Source organism: Shimia gijangensis (genome assembly GCF_900142085.1).
Classification (GTDB): Bacteria; Pseudomonadota; Alphaproteobacteria; order Rhodobacterales; family Rhodobacteraceae; genus Shimia; species Shimia gijangensis.
The window spans coordinates 30,186-47,341 of the sequence record NZ_FQZQ01000002.1 but is presented as its reverse complement, the minus strand read 5'-3'; the positions used below and the strand labels follow the sequence as shown (position 1 = coordinate 47,341).

Below are 17,156 nucleotides of genomic sequence, written 5' to 3'. Positions count from 1 at the left end.
GGCTGTACTTCACTCTACCTAATTTGAAATTCATCACCTACAATAAAATTCTTAGTTGACGGCTGGAGCAGTAAGAAAAGATGTCGGATAAGCAGCCGAAGAGTATTAGTGAATTACGGAATCCGCATTGGATTGATGAATTAAGACCGGGCGTTGTTGGGCGCGGGTTTATTGAAAAACAGCTCAGACACACCCTGATGTTTGTTGAGCGCCCAGTAAATCGTTTGCTTGTTACATTTGACAACCTTTCGAACGTTGGAGACACATCCATCGCAAGAGAGCCATGGGCTTTCAAGTTTGCTCGGGACATTAACGTGTCTCATCTTGGGATTATGGCGAATGTCGGAGATTGGTACCGTGATCCCGATCTAATAGACCGCATGCAAACCTTAGTCGATGATGGCTTCTTTGACGGTTATGACAGAGTCATTTTTGCTGGTGTTTCCATGGGAGGATTCGCCGCGATTACATTTGGGTCTCTGGTAAAGTCTGCCCACGTTGTCGCAATAAATCCGCAGAGTACGCTCGACACCAATTTGGTCCCCTGGGAAACAAGATATAGCAAGGGACGACGTCAGGATTGGACACTTCCCAGATCTGATGCCGCCAGCGATACTTCTGACTTGGAACGCTTGAATATCTTCTATGACCCTTATCACGAGCTGGACTCGAAACATGTTGCGCGTTTTTCCGGGGACAACATCCGGGTGTTCAATTGCCGATACTCAAATCACAAAACGGCAGTGTTCTTGCGAAAGATTGATGCGCTTAAGCCGATAATGAAACATGCTGTTTTTGACGAGTTAACAAAAACGGAGTTTTACAATTTATATCGTGAAAGACAAAAACTACCTTGGTTTAGGGGCGCTTTAGCAAGTTACTATTCAGAGCTTGGGCGCTTTGAAATGGCAGAAAGAGTTTCGAGTGCGTTTATGCAACGCAAAAGGAAACTGAATAGTCGAACAGAGACTGAAGATGAAAAAGCACCTCTCCCTGACGTCGAGGATCCAAAAATAACGGCCGCGCACTATCACCAGAACGACAAACGGCTAATTGTCACCACTATGAAAAATGAAGGTCCGTTCATGTTAGAATGGATCGCGTATCATCGGTCGATTGGATTTACTGATTTCTTGATTTACACGAACGACTGCAATGATGGCACGGATGCAATTGCCAAGCGCTTGGAGCAATTGGGAGTCGCGCAACACGTTGACAACGTTTTCAAAAAAGGCGCAAGCCCGCAACGTGTGGCATTGCGCCGTGCGCTTGCGCAGCCGGTATATCAAGAAAGCGACTGGGCATTGTGCGCTGACTGCGATGAATTTCTGAATATTCGGGTTGGACAAGGTCATTTAGACGATCTTTTTAAAGCCGTTGGAGACTCAGATGCCATTTCCCTGTGTTGGAAGATTTTTGGCTGTGGTGGGCAGGTGGAGTACAAAGACAAATTTGTCACGGAGCAATTCACCTGGGCTGCCGAAGAGGCTTTTCGCGCCAAGTACAAAGCACTGGGGCTGAAAACGCTATTTAGGCCTTCTGAGGCTATCTTCAAGATAGGCGTCCATCGCCCCAAATTTCACGAACAACCCGACAGCTTTCTTTGGAAAGACGCAGGCGGTCAAATCATGCCAAAGCAGTATTTCGCTGCCGGTTGGTCGGCACACAAAGCGTTCAGCCACACATACGCTCGGCTACACCATTACGCCGTTCGGTCTACAGAAAGCTTTTTGGTGAAAAGAGATCGAGGGCGAACCAACCACATTGATCGCGACCAAGGCTTAGCATATTGGGCAGACCTGAATTTGAATATGGCTGAAGACACGTCCCTTTTGAAACGGTTACAACCTGCCAAAGACGAATTTGAAAAACTACTGGCTGATCCTGTTTTGGCAGAGCTGCACGAAGATGCATGCAAATGGCATCGCAGTAAGATTGACACGCTGAAAGCTGATGCAGCTTGGCGACAGTTCCACGATATGCTGAGTACGGTTAATCGTCTAGGCGAACAACCAGTAGATCGGGAGGCACTACTCCAAGAGGAAACACAGAATGAGTGACCCTTATGTTGTCTTGCATGGCGGGTTCCACAAGACGGCGACCAGTCACATTCAGTCAATTCTCGCTCGAAACTCTAACATGCTGAAACGCAAGGGCACCTATTACATTCACCACAGAGACACGCGAAAAAAACTGACTGTTCCCTCACAGTTCAATACGTACATTAAGTTGGGTATGAAGTGGGATCCGGTTATCTCCGATGAAGAACTCGTCCAGATTACAACAGAGTTCTTTGATGGTCTGAATGTGCCAGACAACACCAGGCTCATATTGTCAGACGAAAACTTAGCTGGCCACTGCGGTCATTGCGTCAAACGAGGTCTGCTTTATCGCTGGCACAAAAAGCTTCTGAAGACCTTTGCCTCGCAGATTCCGTGGACTGTGAAGGAACTGCATTTAAGCGTTCGAAACTATGCAGATTTTTTTGCTTCTGCTTACGTCGAATATCTTCGGTCCGTGTCGAGCACATGGATCATTGATGAAAACCTTATGCGATTACAGGTAATGCAGAATGTGCCCGCTTGGCACAGCGTTATTGAATCGATGGGTAAGTGCTTTCCAGATGCAACTATTTTTGTTTGGAAGTACGAGGATTTTCGCACGTTAGAAGGTCGCGTGCTGTCTAATATTTGTGGCCCTGAAATCAACGTGAAAAACCTCAAACAGCCAAAAGATAAAAACAAGCGCCCAACCGCATCAGGAAGGGCTGTTTTCGAGCTTTTGCAACTCATGCACAAGGATGGGGTGGAATCGGCGTTGGAGCACAGGCTGGAGTTGCAGGAGCAATTCCCAAAAGGAGATCAGTTTGGCAGTTACGATCCCTGGACGCACCATGAAAGGGCTCATTTGGGGCGAATGTATGAGCGCGACCTTGGTGTTATCGAAGAGAACCCACAAGTACGCTTTGTATGGCCAGATTGTTAGATGCCACCGTAACAAGGGTGAACAAGATCATGTCTTGCCTTGAAAAAACCAAAACCCCGATTGATGACTGTCTTCTCAGGAAAATTAGGCACTCTGTAGAACGAATTGGAGGAGCTAGCAGGTTTTGAAGGTAGGTATCAAATCTCCCTCTTTGAGACATTCCGATCGTTTGATTGAAGCAACCCTTGTCTCAGATAGATTTGCAACGTTTCCTAGGCGTAACGACCATGGTTTTCATGCTGCGGTTCGTGGTAACGAGCCTGAACAGTATCCGCCGTTGGGAGTCTGTTCAGCCCCATTTCCAAGAGCCGCATAAAAGTGAAAAGGTTAATCTGGATATTAGCGCGTTTCGAAATTAGGCTTTGTAATTACTTTGTATTGACAGGCTTTAATCGGATGTGCGCCTAAAAGTGAATGAATTAGTAGGTACAAAAAAGGAAATACGATGAGTGGCGAATATGAGATTGGGATGCTGTGGATCGAAGGCCCCCTGAGTTATGTTGAAACGCTATGTGCTCAATCGTTTATGGATGCTGGCCATCATGTGAAGCTGTATCACTATAAAGACGTACAGAACGTACCCGAGGGTGTGGAGTTGATCCATGGTGACACCATCCTGAAAATCGACAAGTTTATTCAACACAGGCGCACTGGCAGTTTTGCACTTTTCTCAGATGTCTTTAGATATCATCTGCTGAAACAGCGGGATCGGATGATCTGGGCTGATCTGGATGCCTATTGTGTGAAGACCTTTCAATCCAAAACTGGTCACTTCTTTGGCTGGGAATCCTCCAAGCATATTAATGGCGGTGTGCTAGGCCTGCCATCTGACAGCGAAGCACTGGGCCAATTGCTGGAAATGACCGAGGACGAGTATGGAATTCCTGAATGGTTTACAGAACAGGAACGCGACCGGCTAAAAATACTGAAGGATCAGGGGAACCCGGTGCATGTGGGTGATATGGTTTGGGGCGTGTGGGGACCTCATGCGGTGACGCACTACCTTCAAAAAACCGGCGAGGCCAAGTACGCTTTTCCGGTTGAGGGTCTCTATCCGATGAGTTTTCGAAATCGCCAGCAGTTAATGCGCAGTGGTTTGCAACACAAGATTGAAGAGGCTCTGACGCCAGATACGTATTCTATTCATTTCTATGGGCGGAGGGTGCGTGAAATCCTGGCTGATATCGGCGGATTGCCAGAGCCCGACAGCTACTTGGAAATGCTGCTAGAAAAACACAAAATAAATACGGCGGCCGCGCCTGTTTTGTCGCGCGAGATGAAAGCAGGAATTGCGAAGGCAAAGTCTATCGTGAAGGCAGATGTTAAACCAGCGGCGGCATTACCCGCAGCTCCGAGCTTGGGCGCGGGTAAGGGAGGTGTTAACATGACCGATCTGGCCGATCGGGTCGGGTCAGACAAGGGATCAGCCAAGCACCGATATACTGAGCTTTATCACATGCTTTTTCACCCCTACCGTCAGCGTAAGATTACCTTCCTTGAAATGGGACTGTTGATTGGCGGACCGGAGCATAACATTGATGCCGACCGCAAGACGGACGATGCGCCGTCAATCCGGATGTGGTTGGAGTATTTTCCTAAAGCCAACATCCATGGCATAGATATCTCGGACTTTTCGTGGTTCAAGGACCCACGCTTTACCTTCCATCGTTGTGATATGGATGACCGCCTTGAAATCGCAAGGGCGGCAGAGAAAATCACCCCGGCACCTACCATTGTTATAGACGACGCCAGTCATGCGTCGCATCATCAGCAGAATGCATTCCTTGAGATTTTCCCGCGCCTGGAATCTGGTGGGCTTTATGTGATTGAAGATTTGCGATGGCAGCCGGCTTCGTATGAGCAGCCGGGAATAACTAAAACCGCGGCTCTGTTCCGCAGTTTTCAAAATGATCGCAGATTCAGCCATTCTGATCCGGCGATTGAAGCGGAATTCAACGCATTGGTACCAGACATCTCGGGTTGTATTGTAGAGCCGGCCCGCTTTCAAAAGCGGCGACGCGATCAGGTTGCGGTAATTCACAAGCGCTGATCTTTCTCGATTACCAAGACCTTTATACCCGCAATATGGGTCTTGAGAGGTGGTCCTAGATTTTCGACCAGTTTGCAGCCTTGTTAAGATGGATCATGGTTTCATTTAGGCTGCTAGTCTCGTTGGATTTGTTTTGCTGGCATGTCCCTTAACCGGAAACAAGGCTCCGGACGTCGAATGCGGGCGTTCGGAGTTGAATTTACCATCAACGTTTACATTTCTACTTTCGATTTGGGGCTTCCTTCAAAGGCATACTAAAAGGTGCATTCGTATTTTGAAGGTCGCCAGGGCCCTTGAACAATCAATTGTCACCTCACACCCCGGTCGGTCAAGAAAGAGAGCATATTGCACCTCAAACAACGCCAGCGCACCCGTGTTCCTTTCTGTTGTAAACGCAGCCTTTCGCCCCCCGTCAGAATTTTCACTATTGAGACATCTAAATCGTCGACTTAGCATTTTCATCAGTCGCCGAAAAATCAGGCGGTCACTGCGCCAATCGACATAGCTTGACGGAAAAACCCATATGCCTAAATCCGCCTCCCCCGACACGCGCCAGAACAAAGCTCAGGGTGACCCCCTTCTGAGACCGTTCAAGTTGAAGCATTTGCAACTCAGAAACCGGGTAATGAGCACCAGCCATGCCTGCGGACTTGAAGTTAACGGGTTTCCCCAAAATGCGTATCAACGATATCACGAAGAAAAAGCCAAGGGCGGCATTGGGCTTACAATGTTCGGTGGGTCGTCCAACGTGGCCCCGGATTCACCTTCGGTTTTTCAACAATTAGATGTCGGTACCGACGAAATAATTCCGCATTTGCAGCAACTGTCTGAACGGGTTCACAAATACGGCTCGGCGCTGATGTGTCAGATCACCCATCTGGGACGTAGAGGGGATCCACATGCGGACAATTGGTTGCCATCCATCGCGCCATCGCCAATTCGGAAAACACTGCATCGTAGTTTTCCAAAAGAAATGGACAAGCACGATATCCAGCGCGTAGTGAAGGCCTATGGTGCTGCCGCACGGCGGTGTAAAGACGGTGGTCTTGATGGTATTGAAACTCTGGCCAGCTCACATCTGATCGGCCAGTTTCTTTCGCCATTTACCAACACACGCACCGATGAATTCGGTGGATCTCTGGAAAACCGCTGCCGGTTTGGGCTGATGGTACACGAAGAAATTCGACGTCAAGTTGGTGACGATTTCATTGTCGGAATACGCTATGTCGTGGATGAGGAATTCGAAGGCTTGGCGTTCGAAGACGCCGTGAAGATCGCCCATATCTTAGAGCGCGAAGGGCAGATCGATTTTTTCAACGCAATCTATGGAAAAATGGACACATATCGTGGGCTAGCGATGGACAATATGCCGGGCATGGCCTCGCCTATTGCGCCGTGGTTACAGGCTGTTGGCGCATTCAAGAAAGAAGTCAGCCTGCCAGTTTTCCATGCCGCCAAGATTGCAGATATTGCGACCGCGCGCTACGCGATCAAAGAAGGGTTGCTTGACCTCGTCGCCATGACGCGCGCGCATATCGCTGATCCTCATATTGTCGCCAAACTGATGCGTGGTGAAGAGGACCGAATTCGTCCCTGTGTTGGTGCCACGCATTGTATGACCGGGTTTCGACCACGCTGTTTGCATAATGCCGCGAGCGGGCAGGAAAATAAGCTGCCGCATGTGGCGGGTCAGGCGACCAGCCCCGGCAAAAAAGTTGTCGTTGTCGGTGGCGGCCCGGCCGGTCTTGAGGCGGCGCGCATCTGTGCGGAACGCGGCCACGACGTGGTATTGCTGGAAGCGGGGACAGCCTTGGGGGACAAATTCTAATCGCAACCAGCGGCTCAACCTGGCGCAAGGACCTGATAGGCATTGTCGACTGGCGTGCAGAAGAGTTGGAGCAACTTGGGGTCACAGTGCGATTGAATACTTTTGCCGAGGCCCAAGAGGTGCAGGCTGAAAACCCTGACGTGGTGATTATTGCAACGGGTGGTTTGCCGGATATTGACTGGATTAGCGGCGCAGAGCATTGCACTACATCCTGGGATTTTCTGACAGGTGCGGCACCCACCAAAGAAAGCATTCTTGTATACGATGGTACCGGGCGTAATCCAGCAATGTCCTGTGCAGAACGCGCAGCTGTGGCTGGTGCGCAAGTGTCTCTGGTCGCGCTGGATGGGTCTTTTGGTCCGGAAATGACTTATTCAGAGCAGGTCACCTGGAAGCAGAGATTGTATGATTTGGACATCCCGGCCAGCTTTGATCTTCTCCTGAAATCGGTGCAGGAATCAGGAGACAAATTGCAGGTGACTTTTGCAAACGAAGTAACAGGTAAGCAAGTCACCAAAACCGTAGATCAGGTGGTGATTGAGCGCGGCACACTGCCAGCAGACGACCTATACCAAGAACTTCGCGCGGCTTCTGCGAATGATGGCGTTACGGACATCGAATGCCTGCTTGCCGGAAAAGCACAGCCTGGTAGTGAAACCTCCAATGCTGCGTTTCAACTGCACCGAATTGGCGATGCTGTATCGAGCCGGAATATCTATTCCGCCATTCTGGATGCGGCGCGGTTAAGCAATTCGATTTAGCCCTGTAGCAATGCAGCCTGATCGGCAAAAACCTCCGATTGCGACGCCTCACTGCGCAACCAATCGATAAACAGCTCAAGCGCCGGAGGTTTCTGGTTGTGCTTAGGCGTGACAACGTAGAACGCACGCCTTTCAACCGGTTGTGACTCAATGATTTTTATCAAAGACCCATCTGCAAGATACTGCTCAATCAGCGGCGGACCAAGCAAGGCGATCCCCTGCCCGTCCAACGCTGCCTGAACCAGATTTGTGTAAGTATTGACGGACAATGCATAAGTAAGGCTTTCTGGCGCAATTCCGTTCGCTTCGAACCAATACGACCATCCCGTTTGCAAATCATACGCCCCTTCTAGGCCAATCAAGGTTTCTTTAAGGATGTCGTGGGGGCCCAACGGCATGCGGTGGTCTTGCACATACGACGGGCTGCATACCGGGGAAATCTTTTCGTAAAACAATGGCTCGCAGTAAAGATCTGGCCACTCACCATTGCCATAGCGCACCCCCAAATCTGCCTCTTCGCTGCTGAAATCGATATTTTGATCCGATACCAGAAGCCGAATTTCGATATCCGGATGCAGCGTTCGAAACAGCCCAATTCTGGGCAAAAGCCAATGCGCCGAAAACCCTGTGGTTGTCGTGACAGTCAACCGATTTAATGAGCGCCCCTTTTGAATCTCACTGGTGCCTTCAAGAATGTCATTCAGAGCGCTTGAAACAACATGATAGTACCGTTCTCCAGCGATGGTCAGCTTGAGCGTTTTGTGGGTTCTCAGAAAGAGTTTCACACCCAGGCGCTCCTCGAGCGCCTTAATCTGCTGGCTAACCGATACCCGACTTACATTGAGCTCTTTCCCCGCCTTGGTGAAATTTAAGCAACGACCAGCGGCCTCAAAAGTTACAAGGTGGTTCGGTGACGGGAGTTTAAAGCGCAATCTGGCCATAAAGTATTTTTTACACCTCGCTGTCTGCAGGTAAATGCAAAGTTTCCACCTTTTGTCGGTTGCCGCGGCAGGCAGCTTCCCGTCGTATGCGGCCTCTCAGGGAAACGAGGCACCACATCGTTCTCAGCGCAACGCCTTTACAGGCTATCCATTGGCAGCTCGCGTTTTCGACGGGTAACAAAGTCACGAAGTCCCTCGTCGATAGCCTCATTCAAAGGTGGCGCTTCGTAATCGGCCAGCCTTTGAGTCACGAGCGTGGATGCACGTGCCAAGGCGTCCTGGCTGCCTTCCTCCGACCACTGTTCATACGTTCCAAGATCAGCGGTTTCGGGGGTAAAAAACGCAGTGGAATAATGTCGCAGCGTATGTTCACAGCCTAGGAAATGACCCGCCGGACCAACTTCGTTCGCGGCTTCAAACGCAAGATCTTCCGCTTCAAACTGCATCCCTCGCGCCAAACGCTGGAGCACAGTCAGCTGATCAGTGTCCAGCATGAATTTGGCAAAGCAAGCTGACAGGCCGCTTTCCAGCCACCCGGCGGAGTGGAGAAAAAAATTCCCACCAGCAAGAATGGCCGGCAACATAGTTTGCAAGGATTCTGAGGCCGCCAGAGAATCCGTCGATTTTGACCCGGTGCGCATGCCGCCAGTCCGCATCGGAAGTTTGTATCTCCTGGCCATTTGACCAGTCAAGAACATCAACTGTTGCGTTTCTGACGTGCCATACATTGGTGCTCCGGTTTTCATCGAAACCGTCGACAGCGTGGCTCCGTAGACGACCGGTGCGCCTGGACGAACCAGCTGGGCATAGGCGATCCCGGCAAGCGCTTCGGCATTCAACTGAGCATAGGCCCCGGCGGTGGTGATGGGTGTGTTAGCACCTTGCATGATAAAAGGTGAAATGATGCAGGCCTGATTGGCCTCGGCATACACACGTATCACCGACAACATGGTTTCGTCCCAAACCAGCGGCGAATTGCAATTTACCAGAGAGGTCATCACTGTGTTTTTTGCAAGAAAGGCCCCGCCAAAAAGAATTCGACACATCGCCAAACAGTCTTCGGCACGCTCGGGCGACGTCACTCCGCCCATGAACGGTTTATCGGAATACCGAATGTGGCTGTAGATCATGTCCATATGTCGATGCGCGACCGGCACGTCGACGGGCTCGCATAAGGTTCCACCTGACATGTTCAGGGCCGGTGACAGATAGGTCAGCTTAACGAACGCCTCAAAATCAGCCAGCGTTGCGTATCGCCTCTCACCGTCCAGCGTGCGCACATATGGAGAGCCGTATACCGGTGCGAACCCCATGGAACGTCCACCAATATCAACCGAGCGGTGGGGATTTCGCCCGTGGTACCGGTAAGACGAAGGGGCCAGGGCGACTTTATTCATTAATAGCTCGCGCGGAATGCGAACCCGTGATCCGATAACGTCGGCACCAGCCTCGCGCCAGGTCGCTAAAGCCATAGCGTCGCGAAACTCGATTCCGATGTCTTCCAATATGCGCATTGAGGCGGCGTGGACGGCATCCAACTGGTGTTCGCTAACCAACTCATATGTTGGGATATCGCGGATAATCGGACCCGGCATCATTATCGCGGGTGCTGACAGCCGTTCCGTGCCACGCCTCGAACGTGCTCTTTTCGAGCGTCTTGCCATTTTTCGTTCCTATTTTTGCGTCCCTGAACATTTCAGAGTGTAGGGGAGCCTCGAAAACAGCGACATCCGCTAAGTAGTGACCCTTTGCGTAAACGAATTCTTATGTAGATCTGCGTTTTTGACCGGCGTGTTTGTTTTACCCCAAGACAGCCTTCACAGCCCCAAGCGTTGCGGAAACCACCGTGTCTGCCTCGGCACGCGTCAGGCAAAATGGTGGTGCAAAACCTAGTATGTCGCCCTGCGGCATGGCGCGAGCAATAACATTGCTTTGCTCCAACAGTTTGGCAGAAACTTGCGGCCCGACCTTATCCTGAGCATCAAAGAAAATTCGGTTGTCCTTGTCCTTCACAAACTCAACTGCGCACAACATACCTTCGCCGCGGATGTCTCCAACGTTTGCATGATCTGACAACCCGTCCTGCATCGTCTTCTTAAGATACGCTCCAACTGTGCCCGCATTTTCCACCAGATTAAGTTCATCAATCAGCTTGAGATTGGCCACACCCGCTGCGGCCCCAATGGGGTGCGCCGAATAGGTCCATCCGTGGCCAATCGGGCCACTTTCATCTGTCCCCTGCTCTAACACTTTCCAAACTTTGCTGGACACAATGGAGCCGGACAAGGGCGCGTAGGCCGACGTCAGCCCCTTAGCGATGGTAATAATGTCGGCCTCAATCCCATAATGATCTGAGCCAAACATCGTTCCCAACCGGCCAAAGCCAGTCACCACCTCATCGGCAATCAAAAGGATGTCGTGTTTCATGAGCACCGTTTGAATAGCCGCCCAATACCCTGCAGGAGGCGGCACGATACCCCCTGTTCCCAACACCGGTTCGCCGATAAAGGCCGCAATCGTGTCCGCCCCTTCACGGGCAATTTGCGCTTCCAGTTCAGCCACACAATGAGCCACAAACTGTTCTTCGCTTTGGTCCAGATCGTCGCGGCGATAATAATAGGGCGCCTCCGTGTGGATCACCTGCTCAACCGGCAGGTCAAATTTGTTGTGAAAAAGTTCAAGCCCGGTCAGCGATCCTGTCACCAAGCCCGAGCCGTGATAGCCACGCCAGCGCGAAATGATCTTCTTTTTCTCCGGCCGGCCGAGGATGTTGTTGAAATACCAGATCAATTTGACGTTGGTTTCATTGGCGTCCGATCCACCAAGACCAAAATAGACCTTGGACATATTGCTAGGCGCGCGATCCAAGATCATCTTGGACAGAGTGATCGATGCCTCTGTCCCGTGCCCGACATAAGAGTGATAGTAAGCTAGTTCTTTGGCCTGATCGGCAATCGCCTCAGCAATCTCTGGGCGGCCGTAGCCCACGTTGACACAGTAAAGGCCGGCAAACGCATCCAGTAGTTTGTTGCCATCGCGATCTTCAATATGCACGCCGCTTGCGGTTTTAATCACCCGGCTAGGGCTTTCACCTCTAGCGTGCTGCGCAAGATGGGTCGAGGGATGAAAGAAGTTTTCGCGGTCCCAGCTGTCCAGTTGATCATTCTTCAGCATCTTACCATCCCGTTTTGCATTGTCTGTTTTGTTTGTTTCGTCGCGGCACAATTTGAATCGCTTCGCCTGAGACGAAAGGCTGGCGCAATTTCTCAAAAGACTCCAATGTATTTTTGATGTTTCTCACATCACAAACCCTCATACCTGTGAAAGGATGGCCCGTTGCCCGCAAAAAACGCCCCCTTTAGCCGCCACGAATATGACCGCCGCATCGCTATGACCCGCGCAGCCATGCAGGACGCTGGGCTGGATCTGCTGTTTGTCACCGACCCATCCAATCAAGCATGGCTCACCGGATATGACGGCTGGTCGTTTTATGTACATCAAGGCGTTCTTCTGGGGCTCGAGGGCGATCCGATCTGGTGGGGGCGTTATATGGACAGCGTCGGGGCCAATCGGACCTGCTGGATGGAGGCTGAGAGCATCCACGGTTACGCCGACAACTATGTGCAATCAACCGAACGCCACCCGATGCAGGATTTGGCCAAACACATTCGTACGCTTGGCTTTGAAGGCGTCCGGATCGGTGTTGAAATGGACAACTACTATTACTCTGCCAAGGCCCATTTGGTCTTGGTTCAGGAACTGCCACAAGTACAAATCAAGGATGCCACGGCGTTGGTCAACTGGCAGCGATTGGTGAAGTCAGAAGACGAAATTGGCTTTATCCGCAAGGCCGCCCGAATTTCTGAGAAAATCATGGCTACCGCGTTGGATAAGGCAGCGCCCGGGGTGCGCAAGAACGATTTGGTCGCCGAAATTTTCCACGCTGGAATCACCGGCGTGGGCGAGATTTGGGGAGATTACCCCGCGATTGTACCACTCACCCCGTCCGGATTGGACGCCACAGCAGCACACCTGACATGGGACGGCACTCCGATGCGCGAGGGAGAGGCGACGTTCTTTGAGCTGTCCGGCTGCTACCGCCGCTACCATGCCCCCCTATGCCGGACCATATTTCTTGGCACCCCACCCCAGGAAATGTTGGACGCTGAACAAGCCCAGCTTGAAGGCATCTCTGCCGGACTGGAGGCCGCACGCGCCGGAAACCGCACCTGTGACATTGCCAATGCCTTTATCGGTGTTTTGCAGAAACACGGCATCCACCGCGAAGGGCGTTGTGGCTATCCCATCGGGCTCAGTTACCCGCCCGATTGGGGCGAACGTAGTGCGTCAATCCGCAGCGAAGACCAGACCGTATTGCAACCGGGTATGGTATTTCATTTTATGCCTGCTTTGTGGATGGACACCTGGGGGCTTGAGACCACGGAAACCATTCTGATCACGGAAAATGGGTCTGCCGAGGCGCTCTGCGATGTTGAACGCAAGCTTTTCGTCAAGAGTTAGACCATGGACACACTTGCCCGCACCATCGAAATCCTGCGCGACCTGGTCGCTTTTCCCACCGTGTCCAGCGACAGCAATCAGGACCTGATCGCTTATATCGCTAACCTATTGCAAGACTGCGGTGCCACAGTGGATGTGATCACCGCCCCGTGTGGGAACAAAGCCAACCTGTTCGCCACTTTGGGCCCCGAAGTGGATGGTGGCATATTGCTGTCCGGCCACAGTGACGTGGTGCCTGTCACTGATCAAAACTGGAGTTCCGATCCCTTCGCTTTGACGGAACGCGACACGCACCTTTTCGGGCGTGGCACGTGCGACATGAAGGGTTTTATTGCCGCGACCCTTGCCATGGCACCGTATTTTGCGGCGCAAATCAAAGCTCGCCCGCTGCATTTTGCCTTTACATATGACGAAGAGGTTGGCTGTTTCGGGGCCCAGCATCTGGCCCAGAAGCTGCAGGATCGCGGCTTGACGCCCGGTGTCGCGATCATTGGTGAGCCTACACAGATGCGAATCATCGAAGGTCACAAAGGATGTTACGAATACTCCACCCATTTTCGAGGTCTCGAAGGTCATGGATCGGCACCGGATCTTGGCGTGAACGCGGTCGAATTTGCCGTGAAATATGTGGCTCGGCTTTTGGAACTCAAACAGGCGTTGCAGGGTATGGCCCCTTCCGACAGCCCCTTTGATCCGCCCTGGACCACCGTCAACGTCGGAGCCATGAATGGCGGCGTCGCTCATAATGTCATCGCCTCCAAAGCGCAGGTAGACTGGGAGATGCGCCCTGTACAGGCGTCAGATGCTGAGTTTGTGAAATCAGCGCTGCGCCAGACTTGCGAAACTGACTTCTTGCCAAAAATGCGGACCGTTCACCCAGAGGCCACAATAGAATTGGAGACGATTGGCGAAGTTGCGGGTCTTATCCCGACAGACAAGAACGAAGCCCGCCAGATTGTCAGCGAGTTGACAGGGGCCAATGGAGCAGACCTTGTGGCCTTTGGCACCGAAGCGGGAATTTTTCAGGCGCTTGGCACAGACGTCGTTGTCTGTGGGCCGGGATCGATCGAGCAGGCCCATAAAGCCGACGAATTTCTTTCACTAGATCAGCTATCTCAATGTTTGACGATGCTGAGCCGGCTTGGCGACAGGCTGTGACGCCAATATTTTTGGTGCAACATGTTTGGCACGACCGGAATTGATGCCGCGACAAACATCGCGCAGAGGGTTTATTAGAGATTTCCGGTTGTGGCCGGGCCGCCGCAACTGATATTTGCAGTAAAAGGCCCGCCCTAGAGACATCCTTGTCAGGCACGGCCAACACTGACTCCTGTATCGTCTCTGCAATGGAGAACTGTCTTGCCAAAACCTGCCCCCCGAAAGCCAAAGGAGACCACGCCAGTGGTCTTTGAAGTTTTCGTGCAGGCCGGATTTTCTGAATTTGAGCTGTCCTCGGTTCTGACAACGTTGAAATTTGCTAACAAAGTTTGCGCGGCACCGGCATTCAGCTGGCGGATTGTGTCTGATACGCCGGGCTTGGTGAACGGAGCCTGCGGGACAATCGCGCGGGCTGCGCCTGCCGTGTTTGACCATGAGCTGGCCGATTTTCTGGTGATCACCGGCGGCGAAAAATGCAATTCACAAGGCTGGCTGGCACGGGTTCGGGCGATGCAGCGGCTCAAACGGCCTGTTGTCATCTTTTCCGACGCAGCCACCGCCTATGTCCGATCATTGGGCGGCTCGCAAGGGCCGACCGCAACTCATTGGAGCGATGTGTGCATTCTCAAAGAAGAAGGCTATTTCCCGCATCTCACCACAAGCTACTCAATGCCGGCAAATGGCGTCACCACTTCTGCTGGGTTCAGTTTCACAATGGAATTGGTGTTGGATTTGATATCAGACCTGCTCGATCCCGGTCAGTTGACGGAATTGGGCAGCCATCTTTTGTTCGAGACCCTGCGCGATGGTGCTGCCGAGCAACCAAAAGGTGTTGGCTTTCTCGGCAATCTATTTGAGCCTTCAATTGAACAATCCATCCGGATTATGGAAGAAAACCTCGCCGATCCGCTGCCTATACCTGACATCTCGGACCGTGTTGGCATTTCAGTCCGTCAGCTTGAGCGACTATTTAAAACCAAGTTAGACACCTCACCCGGCAAATATTATAAACATTTGCGCGTAAAGCGTGCCCATATTCTGGTCACCGGAACCAAATTGAGCCTTGTCGAAATTGCATTGGCAAACGGGTTTGGATCTGCGGCCACGCTTTCAAATGCATATCGGTCCGAGTTTGGAATGTCCCCAAGTGCGGCACGTGCGCGTCGCCGTTCCCTGCCCAAAGGCTCTCGGTCTTCATAACCAAAAAATTGACTCCACGACACGCTCGCAGTGTATTTCAGGAAGACCAAATTCCGTAAGTTTTTCGCAAGTAGGCAACCGCCGCTCTATTCGCACTATTGCGATCATTCCCACCTACCGATGACGTGACCAATGGGTCAAACACTTCGGCTTCGGTGTGATCCGGTTCATACATATTGGCGGGCACCCAGATCGGCACACCCTGCCGCGCTAACATGCCTGACAACCACACGTCATCCACGCTCCAGGCCAAATCCGGGATATCAAACGCCAAATCGTCAAACATTTCAGGGCGCAGCAAAACACCGCCACAGCCTTCGAAAATATCCACATAACCCGAGCGACAAAACACACGGCGATGCGGGGCCTGAACATCGCGCCAACTGCGCCCCGCGGCTATTTGTTTGGCAAAAAATCGCAGCTGAAACTCAACGTCTGTGATCCGCCAACGCCGGATCGCACGGGGCTTTAGAGACCGTTGAGTTGAGGCTCCATCTACCCATTCACTATGCAATCCAAGGGCGGCAACTGCAGCTTTTGGTTTGGTCTGGCTGGCGCGCAACAACCGCGTGGACCACTCCGGCGTATAGGCCCGGTCATCGTCGCACAGCAGCAATTGTACGTTCTGACCGGCAAAGTCACGAACCGCGGGCAAAACCTTGGTGGCCGGACCCAGATCCGTTTCACAGCGTCTAATTTGCACGCCATTTGGCACATCCGGCAAACGCCCATCCCAATTTGGAAAGCGTGCATAGTTTTTTGGAATATAAAGGATAATTCGATCAAAAGGGACGCTCTGGCGCTTCAAACACTCCAAAGTTGCACCAATTTTGGCGAACCTTGGCGGGATCGAAGAAAGCGTCGCAATCAGCATAGCCTAGGGCCACAAACCAAAGTGTTTACGGAAATACAGCATGCCTTCGCGATTGGCGGTTTGACGGTCCGCTCCATCAATCACCGAGAGCGCCAATGGCGAATGGCGTTCTGCCTCGCTATCGCGCGGATCTAAAAGGCGCCCCTCAAGCCAGATAGGTATGCCGCGCCGGGTCATCATGCCTGACAGCCACACATCGTCTACCCCCCAAAGCACAGGCGGGATGTCGTAGAATTCATCGTCAAACATTTCAGGGCGCACCAACACTCCAGCGTAGCCTTCGAAAACATCCACATAGCCGGATTTTTTGAACACACAGCGCGGCGGCGCCGTCAGTTCGTGCCGCCGCTTTCCAGCACGTATATCCTGCCACAGATACCGCAGTTGAAAGCCGATATCCGTGATGCGCCAACGTCTCACAGCACGGGGCTGTAGTTCACGTTTTCCGGTTCCTCCGGCCACGACATGCGCCTGAATCCCACCTTGGGCAATGATACATCCGGGATGGCGGGCTTTAAGATCGACATAGCTTTGTGCCCAATGCGGCGCATAGATGTGGTCGTCATCACAAAACAGGATGTCACAATCGACACCCTTAAATTCCTTAGCTGCGCAAAGCACCTTTGTCCCGGGGCCAAAGTCATCTTCCGTCCGGCGGATTTCGACACCGTCCGGCACCTCCGGCAACGTCCCGTCCCAGTCGGGAAACCGACGGTATGCATTCGGAATATAAAGAAGAATTTTGTCCACGTTGGCCGATTGCGTCATCAGACTGTCCAGCGTGGCGCGCATTTTTTCGAAGCGCGGCGGAATAGCAGTAAGAGAAATAATCAGCATC

At 52.0% G+C, this 17,156-nt stretch carries 13 protein-coding genes; 8 read left to right on the top strand and 5 right to left on the bottom strand.

Going from position 1 to position 17,156, the window contains the following annotated elements; genetic code table 11:
• The first annotated feature begins 80 nt into the window (after positions 1-80).
• The 5 genes from BUC32_RS20880 (at position 81) to BUC32_RS20865 (ending at position 7,624) form a co-directional block, all read left to right on the top strand.
• On the top strand, positions 81-2,060 hold the full coding sequence (locus BUC32_RS20880; protein WP_245815118.1) for a glycosyltransferase family 2 protein: 1,980 nt from the start codon (positions 81-83) through the stop codon (positions 2,058-2,060).
• A complete protein-coding gene (locus BUC32_RS01715) occupies positions 2,053-2,985 on the top strand; it encodes a hypothetical protein (protein WP_073248798.1) in 933 nt (310 codons plus the stop codon). The genes BUC32_RS20880 and BUC32_RS01715 overlap by 8 nt, the downstream gene beginning before the upstream one ends.
• 445 nt (positions 2,986-3,430) lie before the next feature.
• On the top strand, positions 3,431-5,035 hold the full coding sequence (locus tag BUC32_RS20875) for a hypothetical protein (protein ID WP_245815117.1): 1,605 nt from the start codon (positions 3,431-3,433) through the stop codon (positions 5,033-5,035).
• Between the two features lie 625 nt (positions 5,036-5,660).
• Positions 5,661-6,863 (top strand): oxidoreductase, encoded by a 1,203-nt coding sequence (locus BUC32_RS20870; RefSeq protein WP_245815116.1) that lies wholly within the window; start codon positions 5,661-5,663, stop codon positions 6,861-6,863.
• 86 nt (positions 6,864-6,949) lie between these two features.
• Positions 6,950-7,624 (top strand): hypothetical protein, encoded by a 675-nt coding sequence (locus BUC32_RS20865; RefSeq protein ID WP_245815115.1) that lies wholly within the window; start codon positions 6,950-6,952, stop codon positions 7,622-7,624.
• Here BUC32_RS20865 and BUC32_RS01695 read toward each other — a convergent pair.
• From BUC32_RS01695 to BUC32_RS01685, 3 genes are all read right to left on the bottom strand, one after another.
• A complete protein-coding gene (locus BUC32_RS01695) occupies positions 7,621-8,565 on the bottom strand; it encodes a LysR substrate-binding domain-containing protein (RefSeq protein WP_073248796.1) in 945 nt (314 codons plus the stop codon). The genes BUC32_RS20865 and BUC32_RS01695 overlap by 4 nt on opposite strands.
• 137 nt (positions 8,566-8,702) lie before the next feature.
• Complete coding sequence (locus BUC32_RS01690) at positions 8,703-10,229, bottom strand: trimethylamine methyltransferase family protein (RefSeq protein ID WP_073248794.1); 1,527 nt, start codon at positions 10,227-10,229, stop codon at positions 8,703-8,705.
• 136 nt (positions 10,230-10,365) lie between these two features.
• Complete coding sequence (locus BUC32_RS01685) at positions 10,366-11,739, bottom strand: aspartate aminotransferase family protein (RefSeq protein WP_073249202.1); 1,374 nt, start codon at positions 11,737-11,739, stop codon at positions 10,366-10,368.
• Positions 11,740-11,901: 162 nt separating this feature from the next.
• Between BUC32_RS01685 and BUC32_RS01680 the strand changes: the two genes are divergently transcribed.
• From BUC32_RS01680 to BUC32_RS01670, 3 genes are all read left to right on the top strand, one after another.
• On the top strand, positions 11,902-13,086 hold the full coding sequence (locus BUC32_RS01680) for a M24 family metallopeptidase (RefSeq protein ID WP_175556871.1): 1,185 nt from the start codon (positions 11,902-11,904) through the stop codon (positions 13,084-13,086).
• A 3-nt stretch (positions 13,087-13,089) separates the two neighbouring features.
• Positions 13,090-14,244, top strand: a complete 1,155-nt coding sequence (argE, locus tag BUC32_RS01675; protein WP_073248790.1) for an acetylornithine deacetylase — start codon at positions 13,090-13,092, stop codon at positions 14,242-14,244.
• A gap of 243 nt (positions 14,245-14,487) precedes the next feature.
• Positions 14,488-15,444 carry a GlxA family transcriptional regulator gene (locus BUC32_RS01670; protein ID WP_083599199.1) on the top strand — a complete coding sequence of 319 codons (957 nt, stop codon included), beginning with the start codon at positions 14,488-14,490 and terminating at the stop codon, positions 15,442-15,444.
• Between the two features lie 37 nt (positions 15,445-15,481).
• Here the strand turns inward: BUC32_RS01670 and BUC32_RS01665 are convergent, their stop codons facing one another.
• Entirely contained in the window at positions 15,482-16,318 is an 837-nt protein-coding gene (locus BUC32_RS01665; protein WP_073248786.1) for a hypothetical protein, read from the bottom strand.
• Between the two features lie 3 nt (positions 16,319-16,321).
• On the bottom strand, positions 16,322-17,155 hold the full coding sequence (locus BUC32_RS01660) for a glycosyltransferase family protein (protein ID WP_073248784.1): 834 nt from the start codon (positions 17,153-17,155) through the stop codon (positions 16,322-16,324).
• Position 17,156: the final 1 nt, after the last annotated feature.

Coding starts and splice junctions, on each gene's coding strand:
- BUC32_RS20880 (WP_245815118.1), top strand. CDS start 81: ATGTCGGATAAGCAGCCGAAGAGTATTAGTGAATTACGGAATCCGCAT.
- BUC32_RS01715 (WP_073248798.1), top strand. CDS start 2,053: ATGAGTGACCCTTATGTTGTCTTGCATGGCGGGTTCCACAAGACGGCG.
- BUC32_RS20875 (WP_245815117.1), top strand. CDS start 3,431: ATGAGTGGCGAATATGAGATTGGGATGCTGTGGATCGAAGGCCCCCTG.
- BUC32_RS20870 (WP_245815116.1), top strand. CDS start 5,661: ATGAGCACCAGCCATGCCTGCGGACTTGAAGTTAACGGGTTTCCCCAA.
- BUC32_RS01695 (WP_073248796.1), bottom strand. CDS start 8,565: ATGGCCAGATTGCGCTTTAAACTCCCGTCACCGAACCACCTTGTAACT.
- BUC32_RS01690 (WP_073248794.1), bottom strand. CDS start 10,229: ATGGCAAGACGCTCGAAAAGAGCACGTTCGAGGCGTGGCACGGAACGG.
- BUC32_RS01685 (WP_073249202.1), bottom strand. CDS start 11,739: ATGCTGAAGAATGATCAACTGGACAGCTGGGACCGCGAAAACTTCTTT.
- argE (WP_073248790.1), top strand. CDS start 13,090: ATGGACACACTTGCCCGCACCATCGAAATCCTGCGCGACCTGGTCGCT.
- BUC32_RS01665 (WP_073248786.1), bottom strand. CDS start 16,318: ATGCTGATTGCGACGCTTTCTTCGATCCCGCCAAGGTTCGCCAAAATT.
- BUC32_RS01660 (WP_073248784.1), bottom strand. CDS start 17,155: ATGCTGATTATTTCTCTTACTGCTATTCCGCCGCGCTTCGAAAAAATG.